Source organism: Ferribacterium limneticum, from assembly GCF_020510585.1.
Classification (GTDB): Bacteria; Pseudomonadota; Gammaproteobacteria; order Burkholderiales; family Rhodocyclaceae; genus Azonexus.
The window spans coordinates 2,167,634-2,185,410 of record NZ_CP075190.1 but is presented as its reverse complement, the minus strand read 5'-3'; the positions used below and the strand labels follow the sequence as shown (position 1 = coordinate 2,185,410).

The window sequence follows — 17,777 nt, the reverse complement described above, 5'->3', positions numbered from 1 at the left end:
AACGGGAGGCCAGGGAAATTACGGTATCATTCGGCCTTTTGGGCAAGCTGCCTTTGCCTTTTTGAACGCATTCGAAGGATTTTTCTCCTCATGTTCGACGCAGTCCGCAACAACAAAAGAATCGTCCAGGTATTTCTGGCGCTGATCACGCTGCCGTTCGCCTTTTTCGGCGTTGATTCCTACATGCGCAGCGACGGCTCCGGCGGCGATGTCGCCACGATTGGCGACGTCAAGATTACCCAGCAACAGTTCCAGCAGACCCTGCGCGAACAGCAGGAGCGCCTGCGCACGCAAATGGGGGCTCAGTTCGACCCGAAGATGCTGGAAAATCCCGAGGCCCGCAAAGCGATTCTTGACGATCTGATCAACCAGCGCCTGCTCGTTATCGAGGCGAGCAAGAAAAATATGGTGGCCGGCGACAACGCCATCCGCCAGGCCATCGGCGCGATCGAGGCCTTCAAGGTTGACGGCAAATTCTCCGTCGAACGCTACGAAGCCGCGTTGCGTGCCCAGGGCATGTCGCCGGCCGGTTTCGAGGCACAACTGCGTCAGGATCTGACCGTGCAGCAACTGGCGGGGGCGATCGGCCAATCCGGCGTGGTTTCCCGTTCCGTTGCCGACCGCTTGCTGGCCCTGCAGACCGAGAAACGTGAGGTCATGGAATTCCGCCTGAACCTCGATAGCTACCTCGGCAAGGTCAAGCTGGCCGACGATGCGGCAAAAAAGTTCTACGACGAGAATGCCAAGCAGTTTGAAGTGCCCGAGCAGGCCAAGGCCGAATACGTCGTGCTGTCGATGGATGCCATCGCTGCCCAGCTGGCTGTCACCGATGCCGAGATAAAGGCCTGGTACGACGGTCACAAGGATCGTTTCCTGCAACCGGAAGAGCGTCGCGCCAGCCACATCCTGATCGCCTCGGAAAAACTCGGCAAGGACAAGGCCAAAGCCAAGGCGGAAGAGCTACTCGCTGAAGTCCGCAAGAATCCAGCCGCCTTTGCCGACCTGGCCAGGAAGAATTCCGATGACCCGGGTTCGGCCTCCAAGGGTGGCGACCTCGGTTACTTCGGGCGCGGTGCCATGGTCAAGGCCTTCGAAGACACGACCACGGGCCTCAAGGAAGGCGAGATTTCCGGCGTCGTCGAGTCCGATTTCGGCTTCCACATCATCAAGCTGACCGGCATCCATGCCGCCAAGGAAAAGCCGCTGGCTGATGTTCGTGGCGAAATCGAAGCTGAACTCAAGAAGGCTGCCGGTACCCGCAAGTTTGCCGAAGCCGCTGAAGCCTTCAGCAACATGGTCTATGAACAGTCGGACAGCCTCAAGCCGGTTGCCGAGAAATTCAAGCTGACCGTCAAATCATCCGACTGGCTGGCCCGTCAGGCCAATCCGGCCAACGGCGCGCTCGGCAACGAAAAGCTCATGACGGCGCTGTTCTCGGAAGATTCCGTCAAGAATCGCCGCAATACCGAAGCCGTTGAAATCGCCGCCAATACCCTGGTTGCGGCGCGTCTGGTCGATTACAAGCCGAAGGCCTTGCAGCCCTTCGACAGCGTCAAGGCCAACATCGAAACCCTGCTCAAGAACAAGGAAGCCCAGGTTCTGGCCAGCAAGGATGGCGAAGCACGTCTGGAAGCCTTGAAGAAGGGCGAGGACAAACTGACCTGGGGCGCCGCCAAGAGCGTATCGCGCATGGAAGCCCGCCAACTGCCGCCGCCTGTGGCACAGTCCGTGTTCCGCATGGAAACCGGCAAGCTGCCGTCTTACTCCGGCGTCGAACTGCCAGGCACAGGTTACGCATTGTTCAAGCTGACCAAGGTCCAGGCAGGCGAAAAACTCGACGATGCCAGCAAGCAGGGGATGCTCAAGCAACTGGGCAATCTGGCCGCCCAGGAGGAAGTCCAGCTCTATCTGGCCGCCCTGCGCAGCCGCTACAAGGTGGAAATAAATCAGGCCGCGCTGGAGTCGAAAGACAAGTAAGCGGCAGACTGAAAGATAAAAAGCGGGCTGCGGCCCGCTTTTTTCATTTTCAGATGCCATTTCACAGCAATCTCCGTAGGCGCTCAATAAGGGGAATGCTATTCTCCTCGCAGTTGGTAGATGCTCAAGGGAAGCGGATCTTGCCGGTTTCCTGGAACGAGCACCCCGAAACGCAACAGCTCAGGAACGGGTATGACAGGTTATCCAGGCTTGATCGCGTCCACCAAGAGGCGCCATGGCTATATTCGGTTGCTGTGGCTTGGCGTCTGCTTGATTAATTTGTTCGTGATCGGCATGACCGTTCTGGTAATCCAGCAAAACCGCGCCGAGAAGGTAGCCCAGGCGGTTACCTTGACCGAAAGTTACTCAAGAATTCTGGAAGAAAGTCTTGCCGGTTTTATCAGCAAGATCGATCTCTCGTTACATGTACTCAGTGACGAGATCTCCCGGCAGATGGCTAGTGGGGGAGTCAACCAGAAGGCGCTGGAGTCATTCATGGCGCATCAGGATGCCCTGATTCCGGAAGCGCTGGGGCTGCGCGTCGTCGATGCCCAAGGCATCATCCGCTATGCGGTCAATGATGTGAAGGTGCGCAATGCCAGCATCGCTGATCGTCCACAATTCATTCGCCTGCGCGATGATCCAAAAGCCGGGCTGGTCTTTTCAGCGCCGATCATGGGACGGGCTGCCGAAAAATGGATGATTACCCTCGGCCGGCGCATCAACAACCCTGACGGATCATTCGCAGGAGATGTTCATGTGGCGGTTTCGGTCAATAATTTTATTGCCATGTTTTCCAAGGTTGATCTTGGGGAACGTGGGAATGTTGGGTTGTGGGATAAAAGCAATCTGATTGCCCGCTACACGAAAGCGGATTCCCATGGCGCCACTGTCGGCCGCAGCAGACCGTCCGCCGAGTTGCGAGCTCTGCTCAATTCAGACAAAAGCGTCGCCCAGTACCATACCCGTTCAGGGGTGGACGGGATTTCCAGAACCTTCCATTTCCGCCAGGTGGATCAATATCCGCTCTATTTGATCGTCGGTCTGGCCGACGACGACTATCTGGCGGATTGGCGGAACGACTCGCTGGGCATCGTCGGTCTGAGCAGCCTATTTTTTCTGGTAACCCTGATTTCAACGATCCTGATCAGCCGTGGCTGGAAACGCAGTGAGGCAGACCAGGAAGCACTGCTTCGTCAGGATGCCGAATACACCGCCAAGCTGGAGGCGTCGAACCGCGCTACGGAAGCTGCCTGGCGGCAGAGCGAACTGATCCTGTCATCGGCCGCCGAAGGTATCTGTGGGGTCGATCTGGATGGCAAGGTGGTTTTCGTCAATCCGGCGGCGCAAAAAATGTTTGGCTGGAGCGAGGGGGAGGGGGTCGGCTTCGATCTCCATGCCTTGACGCATCACCACGATGGAGACGGCAATCTCGTTCCCTGCGCCGACTGTGCAGTATTCAAGACACTGCATGACGGTGAGCAGCGACATGTCAGCGACAGCCTGTATTGGCGCATGGATGGCACCTCTTTTCCGGTCGAATTCACGGTTTCACCCGTTGAACGGGACGGGGAAATTACTGGAGCGGTCAATGTCTTCAGGGACATCTCGGGACGCAAGCAAATCGAAGCCGAACTGGAACGGCATCAGCGTCATCTTGAGGGGCTCGTTCAGCAGCGCACCTCCGAACTCATGCAGACCGAGGCGCGGGCCAGCCACATCCTGCATTCCAGCGCTGATGGCCTCTACGGGATCGATTGCGATGGCGTCATCACTTTCATCAACCCCGCGGCTTGCGCGATCCTGGGCTATGTCGCCGAGCAGGTGATTGGTCGCGCTGCACACGGGCTTCTCCACCACAGCCGGCCGGATGGTTCGCCGTACCCTCCCGCCGAATGTCCCAGCTACAACGCTTTGCGGCTCGGTCAGAATGTTCGTGTCGACAATGAGGTGTACTGGCGTGCCGATGGCCATCCTGTTCCGGTGATGTACGCGACTCACCCCATGCTGCAGGATGGCGTTATCGTTGGCGCAGTGACCAGTTTTGTCGATGTCAGCATCCAGCGTGCAGCCGCACAGGCCAGAGAGCAAGCTCTGGTTGCGGCTGAAAACCTGGCCCGGGTGAGGAGCGAATTCCTGGCCAACATGAGCCATGAGATTCGTACGCCGCTCAATGGCGTGCTGGGTTTTGCCCAGATCGGTTACCGCAATGTCCAGAATACCGAGAAGGCACGCGATGCCTTCGCCAAGATCCAGCTTTCCGGCAACCGCCTGCTCGGCGTGATCAATGACATTCTCGATTTTTCCAAGATTGAGGCCGGCAAGCTGCGCATCGAACAGACCGAGGTCGTACTTGCCGAGATAGTTGAGCATTCGCTCGATCTGCTTCGTGATCGGGCCGAGGCCAAGCAGCTTGATCTTCAGGTTGAACTGGCACCCGACCTGCCACGCTCTTGTATCAGCGATCCATTACGCATGGGGCAGGTGCTGCTCAACATTCTTTCCAACGCGGTCAAATTCACCGCCGCTGGTCGTGTCCGACTGTCACTTTCGCTTGAGAACGACTGGCTGGTATTCAAGATTGCCGATACCGGTATAGGAATGGATGCTACGCAGCTCGAGGCGCTGTTTAATCCCTTCCAGCAGGCCGATGCGTCGGCCAGCCGGAAATTTGGCGGCACGGGTCTTGGCCTGGCCATCAGCAAACGTATTCTCGAGTTGATGAATGGTGATATCCAGGTTTCCAGCCAGCCTGGCGCCGGGACCAGTGTTGAGTTTCGCTTTCCTTACATCAAGCCGGAACCGAGAAATATCCAGAATGGCAATGGGCAGGAGGACGCGGCGCAGTTGGCCAAAAAGTCGCTGGCGGGTATCTCCATCCTTGTCGCCGAAGACGAAAAGATCAATCAGCTAGTGCTGCAAGAGGCACTGAAAGAATGCGGGGCGCTTGTCGTGATGGTCGACAACGGCCAGGAGGTGGTCGAGCGCGTGCTGCGTGATGGCAGGGAAGCTTACGATGTTGTCCTGATGGATTTGCAGATGCCGGAAATGGACGGCTACGAAGCAGCAGGCCGGATACTGGCGGTCTACCCCGACCTCCCCATCATCGCCCAGACCGCCCACGCCTTCAGCGAAGAGCGCGAAAAGTGCCTTGCCACCGGCATGGTCGACCATGTCGCCAAACCGGTGGATATTGATGCCTTGGCCAGCGTCGTCCGGCAGCATCTGACGAGCAAACAGCCCAAATAAAAACGCCGACCGGAATTAACCGGGTCGGCGTTTTTAATTTTTGACGTTTTTCCCGGTTGACCGTAGAAGCCGCCAGTGACGATCGATCAGGCAGGCAGCGGGTCGGCGTTGCCCAGCGCGGTAGTGTTCATGCCGCCATCAACGTAGAGGATTTCACCGGTAATGCCGCTGGCCAGATCGGACAGCATGAAGGCGGCGGCGTTGCCGACTTCCTCAATGGTCACGTTGCGACGCAACGGGGCATTGTGCGAGTTGTAGGCGAGCAGTTTGCCGAAGTTGCCGATGCCGGAAGCGGCAAGCGTCTTGATCGGACCGGCCGAGATGGCGTTGGCGCGAATGCCTTCAGGGCCGAGGCAAAAAGCCAGGTAGCGCGTGGCCGCTTCCAGGCTGGCCTTGGCCAGGCCCATGGTGTTGTAGTTCGGCATGGTGCGTTCGGCGCCGAGGTAGGAGAGGGCCAGCGCGGCGCTCTTGCGGCCTTGCATCATCGGACGGGCAGCCTTGACCAGCGCCGGGTAGCTGTACGACGAAATCTCGTGGGCGATACGGAAGGACTCGCGCGAAATGCCGTTCAGGAAATCACCTTCGATGGCTTCGGTCGGGGCGTAGGCGATGGAATGAACCAGTCCATCGAGGCCGTCCCAGTGCTTGGCCAGTTCGACGAACAGGTTGTCGATTTGCTCGTCGCTGGCGACGTCGACGGGAATGGTGATGTCGCTGCCGAATTCAGCGGCGAACTTCTTGATGCGGTCTTCGAAACGCTCGGTCTGGTAGGTGAAGGCGAGTTGAGCCCCTTCACGGTGGCAGGCCTTGGCAATGCCATAGGCAATGGAATGCTTGGACAGCAGTCCGGTGATCAGAATTTTTTTGTCGGCGAGAAAGCCCATGTGTTGTTCTCCCTAAGGGGTTTAGCCGCAGGATTATAAACCGGGAAACAGTGATTCGCGTTATGCGAACACGGTTTCCGGGGTTTGGCTTACATATTCGGGTAAGTCGGGCCTTCGCCGCCTTGCGGCACCACCCAGTTGATGTTCTGGGTCGGGTCCTTGATGTCGCAGGTCTTGCAATGCACGCAGTTCTGGGCGTTGATCTGCAGACGCGGATTGGCGCCGCTTTCGTCGCGCAGGATTTCATAGACGCCGGCCGGGCAGAAACGTTGTTCCGGCGCGTCGTACTGCGCCAGATTGACAGCGATCGGCACGCTGGCATCCTTCAATTGCAGGTGACAGGGCTGATCTTCCTCGTGGTTGGTGCTGGACAGGAAGACCGAGGATAGGCGGTCGAAGGTGATGACGCCATCCGGCTTCGGATAGGCGATGGGCTCGCAATCAGCCGCCAGCTTCAGCTTGGCGTGGTCGGGCGTGCGATTGTGCAGCGTCCACGGCGCCTTGCCGCGCAGCACCACCTGGTCGATGCCGAACATGATGGAGCCGAGCGCCAGCCCCTTGTTCATCCACGGTTTGAAGTTACGTGTTTTATGAAGTTCATCGTACAACCAACTGTTTTTAAATGACTCTGGATAGGCAGTCAATTCGTCGCGCTGGCGTTCGCCGGCCAGTGCTGCGAAGCAGGCTTCAGCGGCCAGCGAACCGGTCTTGATGGCACAGTGCGAGCCCTTGATGCGAGCTGCGTTGAGGAAGCCGGCGTCGTCACCGATCAGCACGCCACCGGGAAAAGTCAGTTTGGGTAGCGATTGCAGGCCGCCGGCGGTCAGGGCGCGGGCACCGTAGGCGATGCGTTTGCCGCCTTCAAGAAACTTGCGGATTTCCGGATGCGTCTTGAAACGCTGGAATTCCTCGTAGGGCGACAGGTGCGGGTTGCTATAACCAAGGCCGACGACGAAGCCGACGGCGATCTGGTTGTTTTCCAGGTGATAGAGAAAACCGCCGCCGTAGGTATCCGGCTGCATCGGCCAGCCACCGCTGTGAATGACCAGGCCAAGCTGGTGCTTGTCCGGATCAATTTCCCAGAGTTCCTTGAGACCGATGCCATAGGTTTGCGGATCGACACCGTCGCGCAAATTGAATTTGGTTTCGAGCTGCTTGCCGAGATGGCCACGACAGCCTTCGGCGAAAAAGGTGTATTTGCCATGAAGTTCCATGCCTAGCTGGAAATTCGGCCCTTCGGAGCCGTCGTGCAGGCGACCCATGTCGCCGGTGGCGACGCCCTTGACGGCGCCGTTCTCGTCGAACAGCACTTCGGCGCCGGCAAAACCGGGATAAATCTCGACGCCCAGCGCCTCGGCCTGTTCGCCCAGCCAGCGACAGACGTTGCCCAGCGAAATGACGAAATTGCCTTCGTTGTGGAAACAGTCGGGTAGCAGGCTGTTCGGCACCTTGGTGGCACCGGTTTCGGAGAGAATGAAGAAGCGGTCTTCGGAGACGGGGGCATTGAGCGGCGCGCCGTCTGTCTGCCAGTTGGGCAGCAACTCGCTCAGGGCACGCGGATCCATGACGGCGCCGGAAAGAATATGGGCGCCGATTTCGGCGCCTTTTTCGATCAGGCAGACGGCCAGATCGCTTCCTTTTTCTGCCGCCAGTTGTTTCAGGCGGATCGCCGCAGCCAGGCCGGCCGGGCCGCCGCCGACTATGACGACGTCGAATTCCATGGATTCGCGCTGCATGCTGTCTCCTGATTTTATTGTTGACTTGATTTCAATACGGTACAGTATGGAAATATTTTGATCAACCCCACTCTAGTATTCAAGTATATGAACCACAAGAAAAAGCTGATTCACGTCACGAAGATGCCCATTCGCTGGGGCGACATGGATGCCTACGGGCATGTCAATAACACCGTCTATTTCCGCTACATGGAGCAGGCGCGGGTCGAGTGGGTCGAGGAAATGAATATTCCCGTCCGTCCGGGCGGCGCCGGGCCGGTGATCATCAACGCCAGCTGTACCTTCCTGATTCCGATGAATTATCCAGGAACCGTCGAGGTGCGCACCTTTGTCGGCGCGATTGGCCGTTCCAGCTGCGAGACCTATGTTGAAATGCGCATCGAAGGCGATGAGCGCATTTATGCCGAGGGGGCCGCCAAGGTCGTCTGGATGGATACGCAGACTGGAAAATCGGTGCCTTTGCCTGATCACGTGCGGGCTTTGCTCGAAGCAGAGTAAACTCGCAGCCCATCGCATCGTCGAAGCAAAAGAGCATGGGCAAACGAAAAGTCTGGGAAAAACTGCTGTCGAGCGAACGCCTGGGGGCCGGCAAGGCGCCCGGCACGGCAGAGCGCACGGCCTTCCAGCAGGATTACGACCGCATCGTCTTCACCTCCGCCTTCCGGCGCATGAAGGACAAGACGCAGGTTTTCCCGCTCTCCAAGAGCGATTACGTTCGCACCCGCCTGACGCACAGCCTCGAAGTCAGTTGCGTCGGCCGCTCGCTGGGGGCAGTGGTCGGCCGCGAGATCATCGCCCGGCACGGCCTGCAGCATGTCGAATCGGGCGACTTCGGGGCTATCGTTGCAGCGGCCTGTCTGGCCCACGACATCGGCAATCCGCCGTTCGGCCACGCCGGCGAGGATGCCATCCGCGAGTGGTTCCGCCATTCCGGCTTGCTTGATCGCCACCAATTCACATCAGCACAGAAAGCCGACTTCGAGCGCTACGAAGGCAACGCGCAGGGCTTTCGCATCGTCAGCCGGCTGCAAAGCCCGGCCAACCCCGGCGGCCTGCAATTGAGCAGCGCGGTGCTGGCGACCTTTACCAAATACCCGCGCCCATCGCATCTCGACACGGACCTGGATGGCAAGAGCGGCAAGAAATTCGGCTTCTTCCAGCAGGATGCCGATAATTTCCAGCAAGTTGCACGGTCAACCGGATTAATCGAGCGAATTCCAAATACCGCCTGGCACCGTCATCCGCTGGCTTTTCTGGTCGAAGTGGCGGACGACACCTGTTACCTCATCGTCGATCTCGAAGATGCTGCCCGACTCGGCTTCGTGCCCTACAAGGATGCCGAATGCCTGCTCGCCGATCTGGCCGGCAACACCATCAACGGCAGCCGACTGGATCGCCTGCATGATCCGAAGGAACGCCTCGAATACCTGCGTGCCAAGGCCATCGGCTGCCTGCTCGAAAGCGCCGCGGCGGTCTTCCTGGAAAACGAGGACGCCATCCTGAGCGGCAAGTTCGACGACGAACTGCTCGAAAGCTCGCCCATCGCCCATCCGCTGCAGGCCATTCTCAAGCTGGCCAAGGAAACGATCTACACCGCCCGCCCGGCGCTCGAGATCGAAACAGCCGGCTTCGAGGTCCTCGGTGCCTTGCTCGGGTTATTTACCAATGCGGTCGAGGCGAGGGCAGGGCATGCCCGCTACACGACCCGCGAGCGCATGCTGCTCAAGCTGCTGCCGACGCAGTTCCTTGGTCACGGCGGTGAGCCGGATGCCGATCCCTACATTCGCCTGCTTCAGGTCGCCGATTTTGTCGCCGGGATGACCGATTCCTACGCCGTCGACATGTTCCGCAAGTTGAAGGGTTTCGATCTGCCGACCTGACAATCTTGTTCAAGGTGTGAATTAGTTACTTCAGAAAAAATGCCGTTCGCCATCTACTGGCCCCCAGGGAAACAAATTTCCCGGAGGTGCGCGATGGATGTCATCTACAGCAGCAGTCATTTCTGGATACTGGCCTACCCGGCACAGCACAGCTTCGAGTTGTTCGACAAATTCCGACTGTGCACGCTTTTCCTGGAAGGCGGGGATGCGCTGCATTTTCGCCTCGAGATGGAAAAAATTCCGGGCAGCCTGCGTAACGAAGCCAGCATCGACGCCTTGCTCAACGACTATTGCAGCTCGGCCCAACCCATCGTCTTCCATTAAATTTCTTGTGGCCTCCTTGGGCCTGACCTGAATTTTCGCTTGCCAAAAACCGGTTACTGTACAAAAATACAGTCATTGGTTTTTAGCGGAGACCGGCCATGAAACTCACGCCACGTCAGCAGGAAATTCTCGACTTCATCAAAAGCACACTCGAAGTGCTCGGCGCGCCGCCGACGCGCATGGAAATATCCAGCGCCTTCGGTTTTGCCTCACCGAATGCCGCCGAAGACCACCTCAAGGCGCTTGCCAAGAAGGGCGCCATCGTCCTCGAACCTGGCTCGGCGCGCGGCATCCGGCTCGTCGAACAGCTTGGCCTGCCGCTGATTGGCAGCGTCGCCGCCGGCTCGCCCATTCTTGCCGTCGAAAACGTCCAGGGCCGTTACGCCTTCGATGCCAGCATGTTTTCGCCCAAGGCCGATTTCCTGCTCAAAGTGCGCGGAACGTCGATGATCGATATCGGCATGTTCGATGGCGACCTGCTCGCCGTGCACAAGACCAACCAAGCACGCGACGGGCAGATCGTTGTCGCCCGGATCGACGAGGAAGTTACCGTCAAGCGTCTGCAACACCGCGATGGCTTCATCGAGCTGATCGCCGAAAACCCCGATTTTCAACCGATCATCGTCAATCCCGGAGAGGTCGAGTTTGCCATTGAAGGCATCGCCGTCGGCCTGATTCGCGGAGCCGTTTCAAAGCTGTCATGAATACCCAGCCGTTGCCGGTTGCCTTGGCGGATGTGCTGGCCAGAGGCGATGTCTGGCGCGGCGACACGCTGGCCACGCTGCCGGAAAGCGCCATCCCGAGCGGTCATGCCGAACTCGATGCCGAATTGCCGGGTGGTGGCTGGCCACGGGGAAATCTGACCGAAATTCTCGTCGACCGCAGCAGCGTCGGGGAAATGAGCCTGTTGCTGCCAGCGCTGGCCCGACTGTCGGCCGACGGCGGCTGGCTGGCACTGGTGGCGCCGCCATGGTTGCCGCATGCGCCGGCCTGGGCGGCGGCTGGCGTGGCGCTGGAACGGCTGGTCGTCGTCAAGGCGGGCAAAAGCGTCGCCTGGAGCGTCGAACAACTGCTGGCCAGCGGCGGCTTTGCCGGCGTGCTGGCCTGGCCGGAAGCAAATATCAATGCTCGCGCCTTGCGGCGCCTGCAGGTCGCCGCCGAAGGGCGTTCGGCTTTTGCCTGTTTGTGGCGGCCGAGCGTCGCCGCCGGGGTACCGTCGCCGGCACCGCTGCGCGTCATGCTGAGTGCGGCAGAAGGCGACAGCGAACTGTCGGTGCGCATCATCAAACGGCGCGGCCGGCCGGTTTCCCGGCCGCTCGCCTTGTCCATACCTCGTCCTGTTCAATTCGCCGGGAGAAATTCGCGTGCTGTGGCTGGCCCTGCACTTTCCCTTGTTGCCGCTCGAGGCCCTGCCGCTGCGCCAGTCGCCTAGCGCGGTTGTCGCGCGCGGGCGGGTGCAGGTAGGCGATGCCGAGGCGGTGGCAGCCGGGGTTTGTGCTGGCCAGAAACTGTCCACGGCGCTTGGCTTGCAACCCGGGCTGAGCGTTTTCGAACGCTGCGCGGCCCGCGAAAAGCAGGCGCTGGAAAGTCTTGCCTGCTGGGCCGGGCGCTTCACGCCGACGATCAGCCTGGTGCCGCCGGATACGCTGCTGCTCGAAATCGGCGGCTGCCTGCGTTTGTTCGGCGGTGTAGAAGCGATCATTACGGCGGTGCTCGCCGGTTGCGCCGAACAATCTTATTCGACCCATTGGGCGGTAGCGCCAACGCCGGTCGGGGCGCGTTGGTTGGCACGGTTCGGCGCCAGCCGGATTCATGCGGAACCGGCCGCCATGCACTCGGCCCTGGCCGCCTTGCCCTGCGCTATCCCCGGCTGGCCGGATGAAGTGACGAATCGGCTGGAATCCTTTGGCCTACGGCGGCTGGGCGATCTGCGCAAACTGCCCGGCGCCGGTTTGCGGCGGCGCATTGGCAACGGGCCGGTCGACGATCTGCTGCGCGCCTGGGGCGATCTGCCTGATCCACAAAAATCCTTCGTTTTTCCGGAAAGCTTCGCCATCGATATCGAGCTGCCATCGCGGGTCGAGCATGCCGAGGCGCTGGTTTTTGCCGGCCAGCGTCTGTTCGCGGCGCTGGCCGGCTGGCTGCACGGCCGTCAGTTGCTGGTCCGCCGTTGCTCCCTGCAACTGACGCACGACGACGGGCCGCCGACGTCGCTGGCCCTCAATTTCGCCGAACCGGCGGCCGATGAAGGACGTTTCGTCCGCCTGCTGCGCGAGCATCTTTCCCGGCTGCATCTCACGGCACCGGTTGAAGCCTTGCGCTTGCAGGCAGACGAACTGGTCGACAAACCCGGCGCCAGCGCCCATCTGTTCGAGCAGGCGCCGGCCGGCGAGGGCACGCTGGCCTGCCTGGAACGTCTGCGCGCCCGGTTGGGCGAAGGGGCGGTGCAGGCGCTGGGCGAGATGGCCGATTACCGACCCGAATGCGCAACCGGGATGCGGGAAGTGGATTTCAATTTTGGCCGTTTTTTCCGGTTGACCGTGGGATCAGGAAAATCCCATCCGGCGGCGGCAAATCCCAGCCGAGCGCGCCCGCTGTGGTTGCTGCCAACACCGCAGGCGCTGGCCGAACGGGCTGGCAGCCCGCAATGGCACGGCCCGCTCAAGCTGCTGTCGCGCGCCGAGCGGTTGGAAAGCGGCTGGTGGGATGAAGGCGAGGGCGGAGCGACCGGCGATGTGCGGCGCGACTATTTCGTCGCGCGCAATCCGCTCGGCCAGTGGGCCTGGGTTTTCAGGAACGCCGACGGCTGGTTCCTGCACGGCCTGTTCGCCTGAGCTGGTGCGGGTGAAACCATGTCGCTACCCGATTACGCCGAGCTGCACTGCCTCTCCAATTTCACTTTCCTGCGCGGCGCTTCGCACCCGGGCGAACTGATAGCGCAGGCTGCGGCGCAAGGCTACGCGGCGTTGGCGCTGGCCGACGAGTGTTCGCTGGCCGGTATCGTGCGGGCGCATCAGGCGGCCAAACAAGTCGGGCTGAAACTGATCGTCGGCAGCGAAATGACGACTGCCGATGGCCTCAAGCTGGTTTTCCTGGCCAAAAACCGCGAGGGCTACGGCAATCTCTCGGCGCTCATCACGCTGGCCCGGCGGCGAGCGGAAAAGGGCGCTTACGCGTTGCAGCGGCACGATCTCAATGTCGTGTCGCCGAATGGCGCGGTGCCCGATTGCCTCGTGCTCTGGGTGCCGGGCGAGAGTGCCTCGGTCGACGACGGTCACTGGCTGGCGGAGCGTTTTCCCGGCCGCATCTGGATTACCGTCGAGTTGCATGCCGGGCCGGACGATGCTGCCCGGTTGGCCGATCTGCAGGCACTCGGCGCGGTTTGCGGACTACCGCTGGTAGCGGCCGGCGACGTCCATATGCACGTCAAGGCCCGGCGGCCGGTGCAGGATGTGCTGACGGCGCTGCGCCTCAAAACAACGGTTTTCGACGCCGGCTACGCGCTGTTTCCCAACGCCGAGCGGCATGTGCGGACGCGGCTGCGCCTGTCGCGCCTCTACCCGCCGGAGCTGCTGGCCGAAACGCTGAAGATTGCCGATCTATGCAGCTTTTCGCTTGATGAACTGCGCTACGAATATCCGGAGGAAATCGTCGAAGCAGGCCATACGCCGACTTCCTGGTTGCGCCACGAAACCGAGCGCGGCTTGCTGCGTCGCTATCCGCGCGGAATTCCGGACGATGTGCGACAGCGTATCGAACATGAACTGGCGCTGATCGCCGAGCTCAAATACGAGGCCTATTTCCTGACGGTCTACGACATCGTCTGCTTTGCCCGCAGTGTCGATATCCTGTGTCAGGGGCGCGGCTCGGCGGCCAATTCGATCGTCTGTTTCGCGCTGGGTATTACCGAGGTCAGCCCGGATCGCTCGGGCATGCTGTTCGAGCGTTTCATCTCGAAGGAGCGCGGCGAGCCGCCCGACATCGATGTCGATTTTGAGCACGAACGCCGCCCCGAGGTCATCGCCTACATCTACCAAAAATACACACGCGAGCGGACAGCGCTGGCCGCGGCGCTGATCACCTACCGGACCAAGGGCGCGCTGCGCGATGCCGGTCGGGTGCTCGGTTTCGAGACAGCACGCATCGACGCCCTGACCGCCTCGCTAGCCTGGTGGGACAAGCGCGAGCAACTGCCCGAGCGCTTCGCCGAGCAGGGCCTCGACCCGGCTTCGCCGCGCGTCGAAAAATGGCTGTGGATCGCTGGGCAGTTGCGCGGTTTTCCGCGTCACCTGACCCAGCACGTCGGCGGCTTCGTCATGTCGCGCGGGCCGCTGGCCAGGCTGGTCCCGGTCGAGAACACGGCGATGCCCGAGCGCACGGTGATCCAGTGGGACAAGGACGATCTCGACGCCGTCGGCCTCATGAAAGTCGATGTGCTGGCGCTCGGCATGCTCTCGGCCATCCGCCGCATGCTTTCGATTTTGGGCAATTTTTCCGGTCGACCGTGGAAGATGGCCGACATCCCGGCCGAAGACCCGAAAACCTACGACATGCTCTGCCACGCCGACAGCATGGGCGTCTTCCAGGTCGAATCGCGCGCCCAGATGGCCATGCTGCCGCGCCTGCGGCCAAAAAATTTCTACGATCTGGTCATCGAGGTATCGCTCGTCCGCCCAGGGCCGATCCAGGGCGACATGGTGCATCCCTACCTCAAGCGGCGGCAGGGCAGGGAACGTATCGAGAAAATCACGCCGGCCGTCGATGAGGTGCTCAAACGCACCTGCGGCGTGCCGATTTTCCAGGAACAGGTCATGCAACTGGCCGTCGTCGCCGCCGGCTTCACGCCCGGTGAGGCCGACCAGTTACGCCGGGCGATGGCGGCCTGGAAGCGCAAAGGCGGCCTTGAGCCCTTCGAACAGAAACTGCTCGCCGGCATGGCCGCCAACCGGCTGCCGGAAAGCTTCGCCCGACGGATCATCCAGCAGATCCAGGGCTTCGGCGAATACGGCTTTCCCGAATCGCACGCCGCCAGCTTTGCGCTGCTCGTTTACGTTTCGGCCTGGATCAAGCGCCATCATCCGGCCATCTTCCTGTGCGGCCTGCTCAACAGCCAGCCGATGGGCTTCTACTCGCCGTCGATGCTGATCCAGGACGCACGCCGCCATGGCGTGAGCGTTTTGCCGCCCGACGTTACGGTCAGCGACTGGGACAGCATCATCGATGACACCGGCGCCGTCCGCCTCGGCCTGCGCGAGATCAGTGGATTATCGCAGGCGGTCGCCGAGCGCATTGCCACGGTCAACCGGAAAAATCGTCCATTTTTGAATATCGCCGACCTCGCCGCGCGCGCCGGCCTGCAACGCCGCGACCTCGATCAACTGGCCGCCGCCGATGCCCTGCAGAGCCTGGCTGGACACCGTCGGCAGGCGGCCTGGGCAGCCGGCGTGGAAAAGCCAGCGGTGGCGGTGCAGGGCGATCTCTTCACCGGCACAACGATCAGCGAGCCGGAAACCGACCTGCCCACGCCCAGCGAAGCCGAAAACCTGATCGCCGATTACCGTAGCCTGGGTTTGACGCTACGCCGCCATCCGTTGACGCTGCTCCGCCAACATTTGTTTGAGCGACGCTTCGTCACGGCCGCCGATCTCAAAACCGCCGGCCATCGCGCCCTGGTCCGCGCCGCCGGCATCGTCGTCGGCCGCCAGCGGCCGGGCACGGCGACCGGCATCGTTTTCGTCACGCTCGAAGACGAGACCGGGCTGGTCAATGTCGTCGTCCATCCGCAACTCGTCGAAAAGCAACGCCGCGAACTGCTCGGTGCAACGCTGCTCGGCATCTTCGGGCAACTGCAGATCGAAGGCGAGGTCGTTCATCTCGTCGCCAAGCGACTGGTCGATCTTTCGGCCTGGCTGGGCCGACTCGAAACGTCGAGCCGGGATTTTCACTGAACCGGCAAGCTGTCGGCGACTTCCTCCACCTCATCACCAAATTTGGTCTTCACATAGGCCCGCATCAACCACTTCAGCGGCGACTCGGTAATCGACTGGATGAACGACCAGTGTGGCCCGAACCACTCGATCAGCGCATCCTCGATGGCGTACCAGTCGTTGGCGATGATCGCGCCGCCCAGAGACCAGTCGGTGGACGGGTGAAAAGTATTGGGATGCCAAAATCCGCTTCCGTTGTCATGGCGTTGTCCATCTTCCGGCGTCTCCGGCAGAAGCTTCAGGTTTTCCGATTTAGCAACCCAGAAATCGAGCAGCGCGCCATCAAGACTGGTAACCCTCATCACGTTTCCTTTCACAGGTTAATTCGATATGAATTCACCGATACCCAGTTAACGAGATACCCACCCAAATTATTCCATCACGCCAATTCGGCATCTTTAACGCGCAATCTAGTTATATACGGATCCTGTTGCGTCTTATAAATGCGCTTAACTCATGAGAATTTAGCAATCTATCAGCTAAATCATGTTGCATAAGCGATTGATGCTTGTTTGTTGCATGCTTTGTTGCTACCCGTTGAGGTGCCCCCAATAAACAGTGCCACGGGGAATTTAGTAAAGTCCGTTTTCGAGAAGGAGAATGGACTTGAAGAAGCGGTTTTCAGAAGAGCAGATCATCGGTTTCTTGCAGCAGGCGGAAGCCGGAATACCGATCAAGGAGCTGTGCCGGCAACATGGCTTCAGTGACGGATCGTTCTACAACTGGCGAGCGAAGTTCGGCGGGATGACGGTTCCGGATGCCAAGAGGCTGAAGGAGCTCGAAGCCGAGAATGGCAAGCTCAAGCGGCTGCTGGCCGAATCGATCCTCGATGCGGAGGCGCTGAAAGCGGCTTTAGGCCGAAAACGCTGAGCCCCCAGCAAAAGCGTGAGGCAGTCATGGTGATGCAGGAATCGACGAAGATTTCCGAACGCCGTGCCTGCCAGCTGGTGGGTCTATCGCGCACGGTGCTGCACTACGCGTCAAAGGCGCAGCCAGAGAATGAGCAATTACAGGCCAGACTGGTCGAACTCGCCGGAGAGCGGCGCCGGTTCGGCTATCGGCGCCTGCACGCTCTGGTTCGACGGGAAGGTGTTGCGGTCAATCACAAACGACTCTATCGGCTCTACAGCGATGCCGGCCTGACGGTCAGGCGGCGCAAGAGGCGGCATGGTGTCGCGGTCGAACGGCAAGCACTTGAGCTGCCCTCGGGTCCGAACGAGGTCTGGTCGATGGATTTTGTCAGTGATGCCTTGGCCAGCGGCCGACGAATCAAGGTGCTGACCATCGTCGATGATTTCAGCAAGGAATCTGTCGATCTGGCAGTCGACTTCGGCATCTCGGGGCATTACGTCACGCGGGTGCTTGATCAGGCAGCCCGGTTCCGTGGCTACCCCAAGGCCATCCGGACCGACCAAGGGCCTGAATTTACCGGCAAGGCACTCGACCAGTGGGCTTGTCAGCATGGCGTTCAGCTCAAACTGATCCAGGCAGGCAAACCGACCCAGAATGCTTTCATCGAGAGCTTCAATGGCCGATTCCGGGACGAGTGTCTGAATGACCACTGGTTTACGAGTCTGGCTGAGGCTCGTATCCTGATCGCTGTCTGGCGCCGGGATTACAACCAGCACCGGCCCCACAGTGCGCTGGGTTACCAAACTCCGGCAGAGTTTGCGGCCAAGCATCGGACAACGCGTTCCGACCTGCCGGCCGTGGAAGAGTGTCTTTAGCAGTGCAACCCAA

General features: G+C 60.4%; 13 protein-coding genes. 10 read left to right on the top strand and 3 right to left on the bottom strand.

What is annotated here, in order from left to right:
* Positions 1–90: 90 nt before the first annotated feature.
* Entirely contained in the window at positions 91–1,977 is a 1,887-nt protein-coding gene (locus tag KI613_RS10770; protein ID WP_226405624.1) for a SurA N-terminal domain-containing protein, read from the top strand.
* Positions 1,978–2,271: 294 nt separating this feature from the next.
* Positions 2,272–5,226 (top strand): PAS domain S-box protein, encoded by a 2,955-nt coding sequence (locus tag KI613_RS10765; protein ID WP_226405623.1) that lies wholly within the window; start codon positions 2,272–2,274, stop codon positions 5,224–5,226.
* An 86-nt stretch (positions 5,227–5,312) separates the two neighbouring features.
* Here KI613_RS10765 and fabI read toward each other — a convergent pair whose 3' ends face one another.
* The gene (gene fabI / locus KI613_RS10760) at positions 5,313–6,110 is read right to left on the bottom strand and encodes an enoyl-ACP reductase FabI (protein WP_226405621.1); all 798 of its coding nucleotides are present in this window, start codon (positions 6,108–6,110) and stop codon (positions 5,313–5,315) included.
* A gap of 89 nt (positions 6,111–6,199) precedes the next feature.
* Positions 6,200–7,846, bottom strand: a complete 1,647-nt coding sequence (locus KI613_RS10755) for an electron transfer flavoprotein-ubiquinone oxidoreductase (protein WP_226405619.1) — start codon at positions 7,844–7,846, stop codon at positions 6,200–6,202.
* Between the two features lie 87 nt (positions 7,847–7,933).
* On the opposite strand from KI613_RS10755, the gene KI613_RS10750 reads away from it, so the two are divergent.
* The 7 genes from KI613_RS10750 to KI613_RS10720 all read left to right on the top strand — a co-directional run bounded on the left by KI613_RS10750 (position 7,934) and on the right by KI613_RS10720 (position 15,998).
* Complete coding sequence (locus KI613_RS10750; RefSeq protein WP_226405617.1) at positions 7,934–8,344, top strand: acyl-CoA thioesterase; 411 nt, start codon at positions 7,934–7,936, stop codon at positions 8,342–8,344.
* 35 nt (positions 8,345–8,379) lie between these two features.
* On the top strand, positions 8,380–9,726 hold the full coding sequence (locus tag KI613_RS10745) for a deoxyguanosinetriphosphate triphosphohydrolase (RefSeq protein WP_226405615.1): 1,347 nt from the start codon (positions 8,380–8,382) through the stop codon (positions 9,724–9,726).
* A gap of 93 nt (positions 9,727–9,819) precedes the next feature.
* Positions 9,820–10,050: a DUF3567 family protein gene (locus tag KI613_RS10740; RefSeq protein WP_226405614.1), complete on the top strand. Its 231-nt coding sequence runs from the start codon at positions 9,820–9,822 to the stop codon at positions 10,048–10,050.
* 98 nt (positions 10,051–10,148) lie between these two features.
* Complete coding sequence (lexA, locus tag KI613_RS10735; protein ID WP_226405612.1) at positions 10,149–10,754, top strand: transcriptional repressor LexA; 606 nt, start codon at positions 10,149–10,151, stop codon at positions 10,752–10,754.
* A complete protein-coding gene (imuA, locus tag KI613_RS10730; RefSeq protein WP_226405610.1) occupies positions 10,751–11,482 on the top strand; it encodes a translesion DNA synthesis-associated protein ImuA in 732 nt (243 codons plus the stop codon). Before lexA ends, imuA begins: the two co-directional genes overlap by 4 nt.
* A complete protein-coding gene (locus KI613_RS10725) occupies positions 11,415–12,884 on the top strand; it encodes a Y-family DNA polymerase (RefSeq protein ID WP_226405608.1) in 1,470 nt (489 codons plus the stop codon). The genes imuA and KI613_RS10725 overlap by 68 nt, the downstream gene beginning before the upstream one ends.
* Before the next feature lie 18 nt (positions 12,885–12,902).
* On the top strand, positions 12,903–15,998 hold the full coding sequence (locus KI613_RS10720; RefSeq protein WP_226405607.1) for an error-prone DNA polymerase: 3,096 nt from the start codon (positions 12,903–12,905) through the stop codon (positions 15,996–15,998).
* On the opposite strand, the gene KI613_RS10715 is transcribed toward KI613_RS10720, so the two are convergent.
* On the bottom strand, positions 15,992–16,339 hold the full coding sequence (locus KI613_RS10715) for a phage protein NinX family protein (protein WP_226405605.1): 348 nt from the start codon (positions 16,337–16,339) through the stop codon (positions 15,992–15,994). The genes KI613_RS10720 and KI613_RS10715 overlap by 7 nt on opposite strands.
* Positions 16,340–16,643: 304 nt before the next feature.
* Here KI613_RS10715 and KI613_RS10710 point away from each other — a divergent pair.
* Positions 16,644–17,764 (top strand): IS3 family transposase gene (locus KI613_RS10710; RefSeq protein ID WP_455424133.1). Its coding sequence is split into 2 segments (ribosomal slippage): positions 16,644–16,901 and positions 16,904–17,764, totalling 1,119 coding nucleotides; the frame shifts between segments, so codons are not numbered across the junction.
* The last annotated feature ends 13 nt before the right edge of the window (positions 17,765–17,777 follow it).

Coding starts and splice junctions, on each gene's coding strand:
- KI613_RS10770 (WP_226405624.1), top strand. CDS start 91: ATGTTCGACGCAGTCCGCAACAACAAAAGAATCGTCCAGGTATTTCTG.
- KI613_RS10765 (WP_226405623.1), top strand. CDS start 2,272: ATGACCGTTCTGGTAATCCAGCAAAACCGCGCCGAGAAGGTAGCCCAG.
- fabI (WP_226405621.1), bottom strand. CDS start 6,110: ATGGGCTTTCTCGCCGACAAAAAAATTCTGATCACCGGACTGCTGTCC.
- KI613_RS10755 (WP_226405619.1), bottom strand. CDS start 7,846: ATGCAGCGCGAATCCATGGAATTCGACGTCGTCATAGTCGGCGGCGGC.
- KI613_RS10750 (WP_226405617.1), top strand. CDS start 7,934: ATGAACCACAAGAAAAAGCTGATTCACGTCACGAAGATGCCCATTCGC.
- KI613_RS10745 (WP_226405615.1), top strand. CDS start 8,380: ATGGGCAAACGAAAAGTCTGGGAAAAACTGCTGTCGAGCGAACGCCTG.
- KI613_RS10740 (WP_226405614.1), top strand. CDS start 9,820: ATGGATGTCATCTACAGCAGCAGTCATTTCTGGATACTGGCCTACCCG.
- lexA (WP_226405612.1), top strand. CDS start 10,149: ATGAAACTCACGCCACGTCAGCAGGAAATTCTCGACTTCATCAAAAGC.
- imuA (WP_226405610.1), top strand. CDS start 10,751: ATGAATACCCAGCCGTTGCCGGTTGCCTTGGCGGATGTGCTGGCCAGA.
- KI613_RS10720 (WP_226405607.1), top strand. CDS start 12,903: ATGTCGCTACCCGATTACGCCGAGCTGCACTGCCTCTCCAATTTCACT.
- KI613_RS10715 (WP_226405605.1), bottom strand. CDS start 16,339: ATGAGGGTTACCAGTCTTGATGGCGCGCTGCTCGATTTCTGGGTTGCT.